The 15,500-nt window shown below is 65.3% G+C and carries 15 protein-coding genes; 7 read left to right on the forward strand and 8 right to left on the reverse strand.

Annotated features, from left to right (window positions below; genetic code table 11):
- Positions 1 to 10: 10 nt before the first annotated feature.
- Both purL and GN330_RS11120 read right to left on the reverse strand, forming a co-directional pair.
- The gene (purL, locus tag GN330_RS11115) at positions 11 to 2,233 is read right to left on the reverse strand and encodes a phosphoribosylformylglycinamidine synthase subunit PurL (protein ID WP_156712713.1); all 2,223 of its coding nucleotides are present in this window, start codon (positions 2,231 to 2,233) and stop codon (positions 11 to 13) included.
- A 108-nt stretch (positions 2,234 to 2,341) separates the two neighbouring features.
- The gene (locus GN330_RS11120; RefSeq protein WP_156712714.1) at positions 2,342 to 3,754 is read right to left on the reverse strand and encodes an aminotransferase-like domain-containing protein; all 1,413 of its coding nucleotides are present in this window, start codon (positions 3,752 to 3,754) and stop codon (positions 2,342 to 2,344) included.
- Positions 3,755 to 3,843: 89 nt separating this feature from the next.
- On the opposite strand from GN330_RS11120, the gene GN330_RS23790 reads away from it, so the two are divergent.
- Positions 3,844 to 4,092, forward strand: coding sequence for a DUF1127 domain-containing protein (locus tag GN330_RS23790; protein WP_246188615.1), 249 nt, complete (start codon positions 3,844 to 3,846; stop codon positions 4,090 to 4,092).
- A 72-nt stretch (positions 4,093 to 4,164) separates the two neighbouring features.
- Here the strand turns inward: GN330_RS23790 and GN330_RS11130 are convergent, their stop codons facing one another.
- Entirely contained in the window at positions 4,165 to 4,662 is a 498-nt protein-coding gene (locus GN330_RS11130) for a hypothetical protein (protein ID WP_246188616.1), read from the reverse strand.
- 188 nt (positions 4,663 to 4,850) lie between these two features.
- Between GN330_RS11130 and GN330_RS11135 the strand changes: the two genes are divergently transcribed.
- Positions 4,851 to 6,179 carry a flavin-containing monooxygenase gene (locus GN330_RS11135; RefSeq protein WP_156712715.1) on the forward strand — a complete coding sequence of 443 codons (1,329 nt, stop codon included), beginning with the start codon at positions 4,851 to 4,853 and terminating at the stop codon, positions 6,177 to 6,179.
- Here the strand turns inward: GN330_RS11135 and GN330_RS11140 are convergent.
- The 4 genes from GN330_RS11140 to purC all read right to left on the reverse strand — a co-directional run bounded on the left by GN330_RS11140 (position 6,124) and on the right by purC (position 8,752).
- Positions 6,124 to 6,873: a lipase family protein gene (locus GN330_RS11140; RefSeq protein ID WP_156712716.1), complete on the reverse strand. Its 750-nt coding sequence runs from the start codon at positions 6,871 to 6,873 to the stop codon at positions 6,124 to 6,126. The genes GN330_RS11135 and GN330_RS11140 overlap by 56 nt on opposite strands.
- A gap of 50 nt (positions 6,874 to 6,923) precedes the next feature.
- Positions 6,924 to 7,595 (reverse strand): phosphoribosylformylglycinamidine synthase subunit PurQ, encoded by a 672-nt coding sequence (gene purQ, locus GN330_RS11145; protein ID WP_156712717.1) that lies wholly within the window; start codon positions 7,593 to 7,595, stop codon positions 6,924 to 6,926.
- Positions 7,596 to 7,680: 85 nt separating this feature from the next.
- Complete coding sequence (gene purS / locus GN330_RS11150; protein WP_156712718.1) at positions 7,681 to 7,923, reverse strand: phosphoribosylformylglycinamidine synthase subunit PurS; 243 nt, start codon at positions 7,921 to 7,923, stop codon at positions 7,681 to 7,683.
- Positions 7,924 to 7,984: 61 nt separating this feature from the next.
- Positions 7,985 to 8,752, reverse strand: coding sequence for a phosphoribosylaminoimidazolesuccinocarboxamide synthase (purC, locus tag GN330_RS11155; protein WP_156712719.1), 768 nt, complete (start codon positions 8,750 to 8,752; stop codon positions 7,985 to 7,987).
- 255 nt (positions 8,753 to 9,007) lie between these two features.
- On the opposite strand from purC, the gene GN330_RS11160 reads away from it, so the two are divergent.
- The 4 genes from GN330_RS11160 (at position 9,008) to GN330_RS11175 (ending at position 13,001) form a co-directional block, all read left to right on the forward strand.
- Positions 9,008 to 9,328 carry a DUF1476 domain-containing protein gene (locus GN330_RS11160; RefSeq protein WP_156712720.1) on the forward strand — a complete coding sequence of 107 codons (321 nt, stop codon included), beginning with the start codon at positions 9,008 to 9,010 and terminating at the stop codon, positions 9,326 to 9,328.
- Between the two features lie 100 nt (positions 9,329 to 9,428).
- Entirely contained in the window at positions 9,429 to 10,199 is a 771-nt protein-coding gene (locus GN330_RS11165; protein WP_156712721.1) for an HpcH/HpaI aldolase family protein, read from the forward strand.
- 140 nt (positions 10,200 to 10,339) lie between these two features.
- The gene (gene glmS / locus GN330_RS11170; protein ID WP_156712722.1) at positions 10,340 to 12,163 is read left to right on the forward strand and encodes a glutamine--fructose-6-phosphate transaminase (isomerizing); all 1,824 of its coding nucleotides are present in this window, start codon (positions 10,340 to 10,342) and stop codon (positions 12,161 to 12,163) included.
- A gap of 133 nt (positions 12,164 to 12,296) precedes the next feature.
- Entirely contained in the window at positions 12,297 to 13,001 is a 705-nt protein-coding gene (locus GN330_RS11175; protein ID WP_156712723.1) for a DUF502 domain-containing protein, read from the forward strand.
- A 6-nt stretch (positions 13,002 to 13,007) separates the two neighbouring features.
- Here GN330_RS11175 and recG read toward each other — a convergent pair whose 3' ends face one another.
- The gene (recG, locus tag GN330_RS11180) at positions 13,008 to 15,116 is read right to left on the reverse strand and encodes an ATP-dependent DNA helicase RecG (protein ID WP_156712724.1); all 2,109 of its coding nucleotides are present in this window, start codon (positions 15,114 to 15,116) and stop codon (positions 13,008 to 13,010) included.
- Between the two features lie 167 nt (positions 15,117 to 15,283).
- Here recG and GN330_RS11185 point away from each other — a divergent pair, with 167 nt between their 5' ends.
- Positions 15,284 to 15,496, forward strand: a complete 213-nt coding sequence (locus tag GN330_RS11185) for an FAD assembly factor SdhE (RefSeq protein WP_425487161.1) — start codon at positions 15,284 to 15,286, stop codon at positions 15,494 to 15,496.
- Positions 15,497 to 15,500 lie beyond the last annotated feature (4 nt).

Raw genomic sequence — 15,500 nt, forward strand, 5'->3', positions numbered from 1 at the left:
GGCAAGAACCTCAGTCGGCGCCGTTCATGAAACGTGGAAACCACGATTCGTGGGTGGTCTTCAATTGCTGTACGGATATGGCACGCGTGCCGCCCAGTTTCAATTCGCCGCCGCCGGTCATGCCGATGCGAACCGCGGCGACCCGCGCGCCAGGCAGGCGTTCGGCGAAGAAACGATCGGTCTCGGCGGCCGGTATCGTCATCAGATAACGGCCCTGGTCCTCGCCGAACAGGGCGGGCAGGGCGGCGATGCCGCCGGGAAGATCGATACGCGCGCCGATGCCCGACGCGATCGCCATTTCCGCCAATCCGAGCGCCAGGCCGCCGTCGGAGAGGTCGTGCACCGCCGTGGCGAGCCCGTCGGCGATCAAGCCGCGCACGAAGGCGCCGACCCGTCTTTCGTGGGCAAGGTCGACCGGCGGCGGCGGACCGTCGAGGCGGCCGCAGACGTCGCGCAGGAAAACCGACTGGCCGAGATGCGTGCCCCATTCGGCCGGCGCGCCGATCAACAAGATGGTGTCGCCTTCGCCGGCAAAGGCGATGCGCGCCATTTTCTGCCAGTCGCGGATCAGGCCGACGCCGCCGATCGTCGGTGTCGGCAGGATGGCCTGGCCGTTGGTCTCGTTGTAGAGCGAGACATTGCCCGACACGATCGGGAAAGCGAGTTCGCGGCAGGCCTCGCCGATGCCCTGAACGGCGCGCACGAACTGCCCCATAATGTCGGGGCGCTCGGGATTGCCGAAATTCAGATTGTCGGTCGCCGCCAGCGGCTCCGCGCCGACGGCGGTCAGGTTGCGCCAGCATTCGGCCACCGCCTGCTTGCCGCCCTCGAAGGGGTCGGCCTCGCAATAGCGCGGCGTGACATCGCAGGAAAAGGCGAGCGCCTTGTGCGCGCTGCCCTCGACGCGAACCACGCCGGCATCGCCGCCCGGCAATTGCAGCGAATTGCCCTGGATCAGCGTGTCGTATTGCTCCCACACCCAGCGCCGGCTCGACTGGTCGGGCGAGGCCAGCAGGGTCAGGAGCGCATCTGCGACGTCGACGGCGGGCACGGCATCGTCCGACAGCGGCTTCGGCGCGGCCGGCGCCGTCCACGGCCGGTCATATTCGGGCGCCTCGTCGCCGAGTTCCTTGATCGGCAGGTCAGCGACCTGTTCGCCCTGGTGCATGACACGGAAACGCAGATCGTCGGTCGTGGTGCCGACGATCGCGAAATCGAGCCCCCATTTGCGGAAAATCGCCTCGGCCTCTTCTTCCTTTTCCGGCCTGAGCACCATGAGCATGCGCTCCTGGCTTTCCGACAACATCATCTCATAGGCCGACATGGCGTCCTCGCGAACCGGAACGCGGTCGAGATCGAGCAGGATGCCGAGATCGCCCTTGGCGCCCATTTCGACGGCCGAGCAGGTCAGGCCGGCCGCGCCCATGTCCTGGATGGCAATCACCGCGCCCGAACCCATCAGTTCCAGACAGGCTTCCAGCAGGCATTTTTCGGTGAACGGATCGCCGACCTGGACCGTTGGGCGCTTTTCCTCGATCGCGTCGTCGAACTCGGCCGAGGCCATGGTGGCGCCGCCGACACCGTCGCGGCCGGTCTTGGCGCCGAGATAGACCACCGGCAGGCCGACGCCTTCGGCCTTGGAGTAGAAAATCGCGTCCGATTTGGCCAACCCGGCGGCGAAGGCGTTGACCAGGCAATTGCCGTTGTAGCGGGCGTCGAACTCGACCTCGCCGCCGACCGTGGGTACGCCGAAGGAATTGCCGTAACCGCCGACGCCGGCCACCACGCCGGCGACCAGATGGCGCGTCTTGGGATGGCTAGGCGCGCCGAAGCGCAGCGCGTTCATGGCAGCGACCGGGCGCGCGCCCATGGTGAAAACGTCGCGCAAAATGCCGCCGACACCTGTCGCCGCGCCCTGATAGGGCTCGATATAGGAGGGATGGTTGTGGCTCTCCATCTTGAAGACGACGCAGTCGCCGTCATCGATATCCACCACACCGGCGTTTTCGCCCGGCCCCTGAATGACACGCGGCCCGTCGGTCGGCAGGGTGCGCAGCCATTTCTTGGAGGATTTATACGAGCAGTGCTCGTTCCACATCGCCGAAAAAATGCCGAGCTCGGTGAAGCTCGGTTCGCGACCGATCAGGTCGAGGATGCGCCGATATTCCTCCGGCTTGAGACCGTGGGCGGCCACGAGCTCGGGCGTGATCGGGATGGTGTTGGGAATTGTCATGAACGCGTGTTTCGCAAAGCCGTTTGGTCAGGCTCCCTTAGCGCAAGCGCGTCGGGCATGACACCGCAAAAAGCGAAAAATCCGCGCGGCGGACCAGCCTTCCACGGCTCAGCCGAAACTGTCGTAGCCGGCGACCCCGCCTTCCAGGAGCTGGCGCAGGATCTGGAACCCCGAGCGCACCGCGTCCCGCGTGGGCGGAACCGAAAAGCCGACCCGGACGCGATGGTGAACCTTGTCGGTGCGGGCGGGTTTGTATTCGTCCTCGTCGTCGATCAGCACGCCTTCATTGGCGGCCGCCTTCTTGAAGGTTCCAGAATGCCATGGCTCGGGCAGCTTCAGCCACAAGAACGGCGCGCGCGGATGGGAGGTGAAATCGAAGCCCGACAGGATCGTGCGCGCCAGCTTCTCGCGCGCCTCGATTTCGGCGCGGACGCGGGCGCGGATCGCGTCGGCCTCGCCCGACAGCACCAGTTGCGCGGCCAGTTCTGCGAGTAAGAAGGGTTTGCCGCCGGTCAACATCTTGTAGGCCATCTGAACGCGCGGCGCGAAATGCGGCGGGCAGGCGACCCAGCCGCCGCGAATGCCGGCGGCGACCGTCTTCGACATGGAACCGATGTGAAACGTCCGCTCCGGCGCCAGCGTGACCAGCGGCGTCGGCGGCTGCTCGAGCAGCGCGCCGTAGATCGCGTCCTCGATCAGCCAGACATTGTGCTTGCGGGCAATCTCGACGATGGCGCGTTTGCGCGCCTCGCTCAGCGTCGTCAGCGTTGGGTTCTGCAGCGCCGACATCAGAAAGGCGAGCTTGGGGTGCTGTTGGGCGCACAGTCTTTCGAATTCCTCCGGAACCGGGCCGCCGGCGTCGGCCGGGATCGCCACCGGACGGCGGCCGATCAGATTGGCGCTGCGCGCGATCGAGGAATAAGTCAGGTGCTCGAACACGATCCGGTCGCCCGGCGCGGTGATCGAGGCGATGACGGCAAGGATGCCGGCGTGGCCGCCGAGCGCCGGAACGATCGTGTCTTCGGCCGGTCGCCAGCCGGCATGGGCGAGCCAGCGGCTTCCCGCCTCCAGCCAGGCGGGGCAGGGCGCGCGCACATAGTCGAGGTTTTCCTCATAACGCTCGCGCCCGAGGCGCACGATCAGATCGCCAATCGCCCGGTCCTGGTCGACATCGGGGGCCGCGGTCGAATCCATGCGTGTCATGCCGGGCGCGGACGGCGCGCGGGTGCCGCCGAAAAACGCGGCGTTCGCGACCGGGGTGCCCGTATCGGCGCCGGACTGGCCAAGCACGAAGGTGCCGCGCCCCACTTCGCCGGAAACCAGCCCGCGTTCGCGTACCAACGCATAGGCCCGGCCGACCGTGCCGACGGTGACGCCGATATCGAAGGCGAGATTGCGTTGCGGCGGCAGCTTCGCACCGGCGGGAAGGGTGCCGGCGGCGATGTCGGCCTCGATCCGGTCGGCCAGGCGCATATAAAGCGGCGCCGCGCCGTCATCGAGGTTCGGGAGCCAATTTGTCATGGTGTCAATATTAATATTGTCATCCCAGATGAGTCAATTCAGAAACGCGCTCCGGGAGGCTTGTTGCGGCAAACCCTGAGGAGGCACCAATGAAGGGTGCAATTGATACAATCAAGGTCGACAGTCTGCATTGGACCGGCGCGGTCCGGCGTTACCGGGCCGATTACGTGCGGCGCATCACCGTCAGGCTTGTCTCGATGTGGTTGCGTCTCGATCGGCTGGCGGAGCGGCAGCGCAGCCGCCGCGCGCTGCGTGACCTCACGGTCGAGCAATTGCGCGACATCGGTCTGAGCGAGCAGCAGGCCCGGCGCGAAAGCGGCCGCCATTTCTGGGACTGATCCCGTCGGTTTGCGGCGAGGGGGCGTCTGTCGCTCCCTCGCGCGGCCGGCCTTGCCAGGCCGCAACGCGCTTCAGGCGCACGCCTTCGATCCGGCGGTCCAGCGCCGCAGGTCCGCGGCGGCGCGGTTGCCGAGTTTGTCGCCCATCAGCGGCCCGAAGGCGTCGACCTTGGCCGGGTCGCCTTCGGCCTGGACGACCAGGAGCGGGCGCGCCTCGGGATTGCGCGCTGGCACCAGCAGGATACGCGGGCGTCCGGAAAACGAGTTCAGCTCGTCGGCCATCCGATAGGGCTTGAAGGCCGGGTCGCGGCTGGCGAACCAGCACGATTGTACGGCCAGCGCGATATGTTCCATGGTCTTGAGCGCGGCCGACTTGCCTGGCGCCGACATCGAACCGGGCCCCGACGGACCGGCCTGGCAACCGGCGGCGAGAAGCGAGAGGCCAAGCACCGACAGGCCCAGCACGGTGGCCGGTGAAGGGCGCTCGCGGCGGCATTGATCGCGCCGAAACCGGCCAAAGGCCGGATCCTGGCCGACCTGGCCCTTTTCATCCGGACGATTTTGCCACATTGCGCATCATTCCCATATTGTTGGACGGCTGCGTCAGCGCCGCGCCGAATCCGGCTTCTATCGGCGCGACCATGCACCAAACCGATCGGCCGCGAAAGCGCATGAGGACGCGGCCCTCCTCGACCGTCTTGACACCGTCCCGGCCCGTTGGGTTATGACGGATTGTTGAATGGGGGCGTTCGTGGGCGATGGCTCATAGCGAGGTTTGCGTCATAGGCGCCGGTCCGTGCGGTCTGACGACGGTCAAGAACCTGGTTCAGGCTGGGATTGCCGACATAAAGTGCCATGAAGCGCAGCGCGAAATCGGCGGCATCTGGGCCTACAGTCCCGATCCGGCGCGTGTCAGCGTCTATGACGCCGCGCATACGATCTCGTCCAAGCAACTGTCTCAGTTCCGCGATTTCCCGATGCCGGACGCCTATCCGGACTTTCCCTCGCACCGCCAGGTGCTTGCCTATATGCGTGCCTACGCCGAGCATTTCGCTTTGGAGCGGCATATCGGTCTCGGCTCGCGCGTGACGCGGGCGCGGCGCGGTACGGACGGGGGTTGGGTGATCGAGGGCGAGGATCGGAACGGCCCGTTCCGTGATACCGCAAGCCATCTGATCGTCTGCTCGGGCCATCACCGCGAGGCGGAGATGCCGCAAAACACGGCGGATTTTTCAGGAAACCGCATCCATTCGGCCGCGTTTCGGACGACGGAGGCCTATAAGGGAAAGCGGGTGCTGGTGGTGGGCGGCGGAAACTCGGCCTGCGACATCGCCGCAGCACTGGCCCGCGTGGCGGCCCATGTCAGCCTCAGCATGCGCAGCCCGCAACATATCATCCCGAAGCTGATGTTCGGCCGCCCGGTGGACACGCAATATGCCAAGCTGCAACGCTTTCCGGCTTTCCTGCGGCGGCTGTTCGTCGCCTTCGGCCTGCGGCTCACAGTCGGTCCCTACCGCAAATACGGCTTGGCCGAGCCGGAAGCCTCGCCGGTCGGCATGCACCCCACGCTCAACAGCGACATTCTCGATCAGTTTCGTCATGGCCGCGTGACGCCGCGCCCCGACGTCGCCGGTGCCGACGGCGAGATCGTGCGTTTCGTCGACGGGGCTGCCGAGCGGTTCGACGCGATCGTTCACGCGACCGGCTACCGGATCGACTTTCCGTTTTTCGAGGACGGCTTTTGCGACTGGTCGAATACGCTCGAGGTACCGCTTTACCTAAAAATCCTGCCGGAGGACGTCGACAATCTCTACTTCGTCGGTCTTATTCAACCGATAGGGTGCATCTGGGCGCTCGCCGACCGCCAGGCCGAACTGGTCGCCGAAAAGATTGCCGGCCGCTGGCGTCCGCCCGCCGATCTAGGCCGGCGTATCCGCGACGAAATCGCCCGCGATCGGCGGCGCTTCGTCAATAGCCGCCGTCATGCGATCGAGGTCGATTTCCACGAATACAAGCGTGAGATCGGCCGGGCTATCGGCCCAACGCGCCCGCAGGCCGAGAACCGGCGTCCTGTCGCTGCGCCCTGAGTGTTCGAGAGCGCGAATTTCCGGCGGGTTGTCGCGCGACACGCAGGATGGCGCCCAAGATCTCGGCCTTGATCTTCTGGTTCACGGTCATGGTCCAATGGCCGGTCGCTAGGCCCTCGATATCGGTCCGGTCGCGAATGTCGATATTGACGACCCGCGCCGCCGCGCCGCCGCCGGCGAGTTCAGAGCCGATGGCGTTGGCCGACAGGTAATAGTTGATGTAGCGGCGCACATTGGGCGAGATCGGGCCGTCGCGGGTCGGATCGACGGTGATGACGAGATCGACCTTGATGCCATCCTGCGCGAGCAGCGCGGCGACCTGGAGGGCGGCGTTCCCGCCGAAGGAATGGCCGACGAGAATGACCGGCAGGCCGGGCGCGGCCTTGTGGCTGCGCACGATGTCGCCGCGCACGGCGGGGCCGCTCAGATGCCCATATGTCTGGGCCCTGACACCACGTGCATTGAGGCGTGCCGCCATGTCGTCGAGGCCGGTCGAGAAAATGCCCATGAAGCCGCGGACGAAATAGACCTGCGCGGCATCGTGGTCGCGCGCCCGGGCGCCCTGCACCCACGTCATCATGGCGAGGCTGGCGAGTATCAATCCCGCAAACAGCGGCGCAAGGCGCACGATGGTCGCCTTGCGACCGGGTGCTTTGCCGGGAAGCCGGTTCGTCACGCTTGGTTGCGGAGCCATGGCCGGGGTCGTTCCCCTCTCCAGGTTACAGGCGCTATCGCCGGCGGGCTTCAGGCGGCCTCGCATCGTAGCGCGCTTTCAAACAGGGCGCGGCCGTCGGTTCCGCCATGGGCCGCCTCGATCAGGTTTTCGGGATGCGGCATCAGGCCGAGCACGTTGCCGGCCCCGTTGACGATGCCGGCGATGTCGTTGAGCGAACCGTTGGGATTTGTGCCTTGCGCATAGCGAAACACGACGCGGCCATCGCCTTCGATGCGCGACAGCGTCTCGGCATCGGTAAAATAATTGCCGTCATGATGGGCGACGGGACAGCGGATGACCTGGCCGTGCCGGTAACCACGCGTGAAAACAGTGTCCGGATTGGCGACTTCGAGCATGACCTCGCGGCAGACGAATTTGAGCGAGGCGTTGCGCATCAGTACGCCGGGCAGCAGGCCGGCTTCCAAGAGGATCTGAAAACCGTTGCACACACCGATCACCCGCACGCCCTGTTCGGCCCTTTTCGCCACCGCGCGCATGACCGGCATCCGTGCCGCGATCGCACCGCAACGCAGATAGTCGCCGTAGGAAAACCCGCCCGGAATGACGATCAGGTCGACATCGGGAATTTCGGTATCCGTCTGCCACACGGTGGCGGGCGGCCTGCCGCCGATCTTGGTCAGGGCCGCGATCATGTCGCGGTCGCGGTTGAGGCCAGGAAGCAGTACGACGGCGGATTTCATCGTTCCTTCTCCGAGGCGTCGGGCAATGGCGCCAGCGGCGGCGTGGCGTGGCGCAGATCCTCGTCGAGCCGAAGCGCCCGCGCCATCACGCGATCTCCACCGCGTAGTTCTCGATCACGGTGTTGGCGAGCAGCTTTTCGCACATCGCCTTGAGATCGGCCTCGGCCTTTGCCCTGTCGGCGCTGTTCAGTTCGAGATCGAACACCTTGCCCTGGCGCACATGGCCGACACCGGAAAAGCCGAGCGTCCCGAGCGCGCCCTCGATCGCCTTGCCCTGCGGGTCGAGCACACCGTTCTTGAGCGTTACGGTGACGCGGGCTTTTATCATCGTCGGTCTGTCTCCAGGTGGCCGCCGGCGCGGTCGGCGACCACGGCGGCGGAAATGCCGGTTAGTGCTTGACCAGGGTGGGGCCGGTCGGGCGCACCGTCTCGTTCTCGTTCATGATGCCGAGCCGGCGGGCGACTTCCTGATAGGCTTCGACGAGGCCGCCCATGTCGCGGCGGAACCGGTCCTTGTCGAGTTTCTCCTGGGTGCTGACATCCCACAGGCGGCACGAATCGGGTGAAATCTCGTCGGCGACGATGACACGCATCATTTCGCCTTCCCACAGCCGGCCGCATTCCATCTTGAAGTCGACGAGCTGGATGCCGACTCCCAGGAACAGTCCCGAAAGGAAGTCGTTGACCCGGATCGCCAACGCCATGATATCGTCGATCTCCTGCGGACTGGCCCAGCCGAAAGCCGTGATGTGCTCCTCCGACACCATCGGGTCGTCGAGCGCGTCGGCCTTGTAGTAGAATTCGATGATCGAGCGCGGCAGCACCGTACCTTCCTCGAGACCGAGGCGCTTGGCCAGCGAGCCGGCGGCAACGTTGCGGACCACGATCTCGAGCGGGATGATCTCCACTTCCTTGATCAACTGTTCGCGCATGTTGAGGCGTCGGATGAAATGCGTGGGAATGCCGATCCGGTTCAGATGCGTGAAGATATGTTCGGAAATGCGATTGTTGAGAACGCCCTTGCCGTCAACAATGTCATGCTTCTTCTTGTTGAAGGCGGTGGCGTCGTCCTTGAAGAACTGGACCAGGGTGCCCGGTTCAGGTCCTTCATAAAGGATCTTGGCCTTGCCTTCATAGATGCGGCGGCGACGATTCATGGAAATGGCTCGGGTCCTTGAGTGGATGTGCGCGAACCGGTCGGGATGCAGCCAACCGGCCGCCTTGTCGGTTTATCGTCCGCGTGCTCTAGCGCAACTGCATCAGCTACTCAATCGGCAAATGCTCCGGATCAACCGGTTTCGCGCCGCGCCGGGACGCGGTTCGGCTGTTGACCGGGGGCGAAAGCCTTTGATTTCACGCCCCACTCGCCCTATGGAGAACCGATATTCAATCCCCCTACCGGAGGACCGTCGATGGCCAGCATGAAAGATCGCGAGGACACGTTCGAGAAGAAGTTCGTTCATGACGAGGAACTGAAGTTCAAGGCGATGGCGCGCCGCAACAAACTTCTGGGCCTGTGGGCGGCCGAAAAACTCGGCAAGACCGGCCCCGACGCCGACGCCTATGCCGTCGAAGTGGTCAATTCCGACTTCGAGGAGGCCGGCGACGACGACGTGTTCCGCAAAGTGCGCAAGGATTTCGACGCGGCCGGCGTTGGCCAGTCGGACCATCAAATCCGCCGCACAATGGATGAGCTGCTGGCCGTCGCGGTCGAGCAGATCAGGCAAAGCTGATTTTTCACGCAAAACCGTCCCACGTCGTCCCGCGCGGGCGGGTTGGCGTTGCCGGGACGCGAACACGGCGTGAGCGCCGCAAGCAGCGGAGAGCATTTTGATGAGCCTTGCCGAGCGCCTTGCCGGCGGCGAAACGCTGTTTACAGCGTGGTCGTCGGTACCTGATGCCCTGACCGTCGAAATCGTCGCCGGGCAGGGGTTCGACGCCGTCACGCTCGACATGCAGCATGGCGGCCATCACGAGGACAGCGTGGTGCGCTCGATCGCGCCGGTCCTGGCGGCCGGCCGCCACGCGATCGTGCGCATCCCGGTCGGCCGCTTCGACATGGCGAGCCGCGCGCTCGACTTCGGCGCGGAAGCCGTCATCGCGCCGATGGTGAATTCGGTCGACGACGCGCGGCGCTTCGCGGCGGCGATGAAATACCCGCCCGTGGGTCAGCGCTCCTGGGGGCCGACCTTCGGCATGCCGCGTCGCGGCCCGGCCGGCGCGCAGGACTGGCTGCACGCGCAGAACGGGGCCACGACGGCCTTCGCCATGATCGAGACGCGCGAGGCGCTGGCCGCGCTCGACGACATCCTTGCCGTTCCGGGCATTGACGGCGTGTTTGTCGGGCCGTCCGACTTTTCCATCGCCTGGAGTGAAGGCGAGCGCATCGACCCCGGCCTCGGCGCGATGATGGAGGCGATCGCCGATATTGCCGCGCGCGCGGCGCAAGCCGGCAAGCGCGCCGGTATCTACGTGGTCGATCCGGCGCTGTGCGGGCGTTATGCGGCGATGGGCTACGAGCTGTTCGCGCTCGGCAGCGAACATGTCTATATGGCCAAGGGTGTCGAGACACTGCTGGGCGCCGCCCGTCAATCGATGGAGTAACGGGCGCCGACCTGTGTGACCCGCGCCGTTCGCTTGGCGACTGTCATTGTCTGAAAAGTCTTTTTACTTCCGGTTTGCCTTGGAAGCACCTAAATCGTCGATCACCGAGGGTGAGAAACAACGCGGGGACTTGTTCGTCTATGTGTGGAATCGTTGGAATCGTCGGCCGCGCGCCGGTCGCGCCGCTCATCGTGGATGCGCTCAAACGGCTTGAGTATCGCGGATACGATTCGGCCGGTGTCGCCACGATCCTGGACGGCCGCCTTGACCGGCGCCGCGCCGAGGGCAAGCTGGTCAATCTCGAGCGCCGCATCGCCGAAAGTCCGCTCGACGGCACCATCGGCATCGGCCATACGCGTTGGGCCACGCACGGCGTTCCCAACGAAACCAACGCCCACCCGCATTTTTCCAACGATGTCGCCATCGTGCACAACGGCATCATCGAGAATTTCGCCGAAATTCGCGCTGAATTGCAGGCTGACGGCTACGTCTTTGCCTCGCAGACCGACACCGAGGTGGTCGCGCATCTGATTTCGCGCGAGATCGACCGGGGAGCCGCGCCCGTCGACGCCGCCTTTGCCGCGCTCAAGCGCCTGGAGGGCGCTTTCGCGCTCGCCATCCTGTTTCGCGGCGACGAGGACCTGATCGTCGGCGCGCGCAGCGGTCCGCCGCTGGCGATCGGCCACGGCGACGGCGAAATGTATCTTGGCTCCGACGCGATCGCGCTGGCGCCGTTCACCAATATCGTGACCTACCTGGAAGACGGCGACTGGGTCGTGCTGCGCCGCGGCGGGCTGGAAATCTACGATATGAACGGCGAGCGTATCGAACGGGCGCAACAGCAATCGATCGGGACGCGCTTTCTGGTCGACAAGGGCAATCACCGCCATTTCATGGAAAAGGAAATCCATGAGCAGCCCGAGGTGATCTCGCACACGCTGGCGCATTATATCGATTTCACCGAGCGCACGACGCGCAGCGACGCCTTGCCGTTCGATTTCGCCACCCTCGACCGGATCGCGATCTCGGCCTGCGGCACCGCTTATCTCGCCGGCCTGATCGGCAAATATTGGTTCGAGCGGCTGGCGCGCCTGCCGGTCGACATCGATATCGCCTCGGAATTCCGGTACCGGGAAATGCCGCTCGTCAAGAACAGCGCGGCGTTCTTCGTCTCGCAATCGGGCGAGACCGCCGACACGCTGGCCTCGCTGCGTTACTGCCGCAAGGAAGGCATTCCGATTGGCGCGATCGTCAACGTGGCCGAATCCACCATCGCGCGCGAATCCGACTGTATCTTTCCCACGCTCGCCGGGCCGGAAATCGGCGTCGCCTCGACCAAGGCCTTCACCTGCCAGCTTTCGGTGCTGGCCTCGCTCGCGCTGCGCGCGGCCAAGGAACGCGGCACGATTTCGGCCGAGGAGGAAAAGGCCCTGGTGCGCGCCCTGTCGGAAACGCCGCGGATCGCCAGCCAGGTGCTGAAGCTCGACCGGCAGATCGAAAAGGTGGCGCGCGAGCTGTCGCATTACAAACATGCGCTTTACCTCGGCCGCGACACCAATTACCCGCTCGCCATGGAAGGCGCGCTCAAGCTCAAGGAAATCTCCTATATCCATGCCGAAGGTTACGCGGCGGGCGAACTGAAGCACGGGCCGATCGCGCTGATCGACGAGAACATGCCGGTGATCGTAATCGCCCCGCACGATCATATCTTCGACAAGACCGTGTCCAACATGCAGGAAGTCGCCGCGCGCGGCGGCAAGATCATTTTGATCACCGACGCCAAGGGCGCGGCGAAAGCCGGCATCGAGACGCTGGAAACGATCGTCCTGCCCGACGTGCCGGAGATGATCGCGCCGATCATCTACGCGCTGCCGATCCAGATGCTGGCCTACTTCACCGCCGTGTTCATGGGCACGGATGTCGATCAGCCGCGCAATCTGGCGAAATCGGTGACGGTGGAATAATCTACGCCGACGGCGTGCGGGCAAAAGCCGCTTCGCTCTGACGGTTCGCGCTGCCGCGCGGCCGTGATTTCATAATTTGGTCGTGTTGCCCTATGTATCGTGCATCGTTTGACCAAGAGCGTTCCTGGAGCCAATGTCCGACACCGCCAAGCATCGCGGCATGACCCGCCTGCGCAATTATTTCCTGACCGGACTCGTCGTGTGCGCGCCGTTGGCGATCACGGCCTATCTGTCGTGGTCGCTGATCGGCTGGGTGGATTCCTGGGTCAAACCCTATATTCCCCTGCGCTATAATCCCGACAGCTATCTGCCGTTCGCCGTGCCCGGCTTCGGGCTGATCGTGGCGGTGGTCCTGATCACGCTGATCGGCTTTCTGACCGCCAATTTCATCGGCCGCACCATCGTTTCCTACGGCGAGTATCTGCTCGGGCGCATGCCGCTCGTCCGCTCGATCTATCGCGGCCTGAAGCAGATCTTCGAGACGGTACTGTCGCACAAATCGGACGTGTTCAAGAAAGTCGGCCTGATCGAATATCCGCGCCGCGGCGCTTGGGCGATCGTCTTCATTTCCAGCGAACGCGAATCGGAGGTCAACCATCTGCTCGAGCCGCATGCCGGGCGCACGATCGCCGTCTTCCTGCCCTCGACTCCCAATCCGACGACCGGCTTTTTGATGTACGTGCCCAAGACCGAACTGATCGAGCTGTCGATGTCGGTCGAGGAGGCGGCGAAGCTGGTGATCTCGGCCGGGCTGGTCACGCCCGAGTACCAAAAGATGACCCAGAAGCTCGCCGACGACGCGCTCGTCAGGCAGCCGAAGCGCTCAGCCGCCGAATAGCGGCTTTTATCCGGCCCGCAACAGCCGGATCGCGTCGTCGCGACCGAACAAATAAAGCAGCAGCCTGAGCGCCTCGCCGCGCGCCGATGTCAGCTCCGGGTCGCGTTCCAGGACCAGCCGCGCGTCGTTGCGCGCGGTTTCCAGAAGATCGGCATGCGCCTCAACGCGGGCCACCTGGAAACCCGGCGTGCCGGACTGGCGCGTGCCCAGAAGCTCGCCTTCGCCGCGCAGCTTCAAATCCTCCTCCGCGATCAGGAACCCGTCCTGGCTGTCGCGCATCACCGACAGGCGCCGGCTGGCCGTTTCGCCAAGCGGACCCTTGTAAAGCAGCACGCAGGTCGACGGTTTGTCGCTGCGTCCAACCCGGCCGCGCAACTGGTGAAGCTGGGCCAGCCCGAAACGCTCGGCATGCTCGATCACCATGATGGTGGCGTCGGGCACGTCGACGCCGACCTCGATCACGGTGGTGGCGACCAGAAGGCGCGTCTCGCCGGCCTTGAAGGCGCGCATCGCCTCGTCCTTCTCGGCCCCTTTCATGCGGCCGTGGACCAGGCCGAGCACGGCGCCGAAGCGCGGCTGCAGGGCGGCGAAGCGCTCTTCCGCCGACATCAGGTCAACTTCCTCCGATTCCTCGACCAGCGGGCAGATCCAGTAGATTTTCTGGCCTTCGGCGAGCGCGTTCTCGATCCGGCCGAGCAGGTCCGGCAGGCGCTCCGTCGGCAGCGTGACCGTGGCGATCGGCCGGCGTCCGGCTGGTTTTTCGGTCAGCCGCGACACGTCCATGTCGCCGAAGGCGGTCAACACCAGCGTGCGCGGGATCGGGGTTGCCGTCATCACCAGCATGTCGGGCGCCGCTCCCTTGGCGGTCAGCGCCAGCCGCTGATGCACGCCGAAGCGGTGCTGCTCGTCGATGACCGCCAGCACCAGCTCGCGGTAAACCACCTCCTCCTGGAACAGAGCGTGGGTGCCGACCACGAAATCGACCGAGCCGTCCTCGATGCCGGCAAGCAGTTTTTGGCGTTCGCGGCCCTTGTCGCGTCCGGTCAGGATAGCGGCGCGCAGGCCGGCCTTTTCGGCGATCGGGGCGATGGTGGCAAAATGCTGGCGCGCCAGGATTTCGGTCGGCGCCATCAGCACCGACTGCCCGCCGGTCTCGGCCGCGCGCGCCATGGCAAGCAGCGCCACCACCGTCTTGCCGGCGCCGACATCGCCCTGCAGCAGCCGGAGCATGCGTTCGGGACGTGCAAGGTCGGCGGCGATCTCGGCGAACGCCTCGTCCTGTGAGCGGGTGAGCGCATAGGGCAGGGCAGCCAGAACGGCGGAGACCAGCCGGCCGTCGCCGGCGAGCGGGCGTCCGGACAGGCGGCGGATTTTTGCCCGCACAAGCGCCAGCGAAAGCTGGTTGGCGAGGAATTCGTCATAGGCGAGCCGCCGCCGCGACGGATTGTCTAACGCCACATCGAGCGGATCGGCGGGGTGATGCAGGCGCCTCAGCGCGGCGGTGAAGGCGGGAAAACCCTGCCGGCGCATCAGCTCGGCGTCGAGCCACTCCGGCAGGTCGGGACATTTTTCCAGCGCCTGCTCGACGATGCGGCGCAGAACGCGTGGCGCCAGGCCGGCGGTGAGCGGATAGACCGGCTCGACCAGCGGCAGGCTGGCGGCCTCGGAGGCGGCTACGATATGATCGGGATGGACCATTGACGGGCGGCCGTTGAACCATTCCATGCGTCCGCTGACGACGACCTGTTCGCCGACCGGCAGCACCTGTTCGAGCCAGCTCTGGCGCGCGTGGAAGAAGGTCAGCGCGATCTCGCCGGTCTCGTCGCTGGCAAACACCCGGTAGGGCACGTTTTTGCGGCCGTGCGGGGCGGGCTGGTGGCGGTCGACGCGCAGGTCGAGCGTGACGATCGCCCCCTCGGGCGCGGATGCGATGCCTGGCCGGTTGCGGCGGTCGATCAGCGTGTGCGGCAATACGAAAATCAGGTCGCCGACCCGTGGCTCGCGCCCGGAAATGTCGGCCGGCACGATCTTTTCCAACAGGCCGGCAATTTTGGCCCCGACCCCGTCGAGCGTGGTGGCGGAGGCAAACAGGGGATCGAGCAGGGATGGGCGCATGCGGCAACAATATGGGGGTGCGGGCTGTGCGCAAGGCTGACACCGGCATTGTTCCACGATATATGCGCCCGCGAAGGGTATTGAAGGCTATGAGCGGATCGAAGAGAAGTACCGGCCCCCTCCACGTTCGCCGGCGCAAGGCGCGTTTTCGCGCCTGGCACCGTGGCATGCGCGAGATGGACCTTTTGCTGGGGACGTTCGCCGATGCGCGGCTGGACGCGCTGTCGGCGGCCGAGCTCGATCTGTTCGAGGATCTGCTCGAGGTGCCCGACGCGGAGCTGTTCAAATGGCTCACGGGCGAAGTGCCGGTGGCCGAGCATCACGACACCGACTTGTTTCGCAGGATCCAGGCATTTTGCCGGGTCATGCCGTTTGGATAAGACG

The sequence above is a fragment of the Nitratireductor arenosus genome, from assembly GCF_009742725.1.
GTDB classification, from domain to species: domain Bacteria; phylum Pseudomonadota; class Alphaproteobacteria; order Rhizobiales; family Rhizobiaceae; genus Mangrovimarina; species Mangrovimarina arenosa.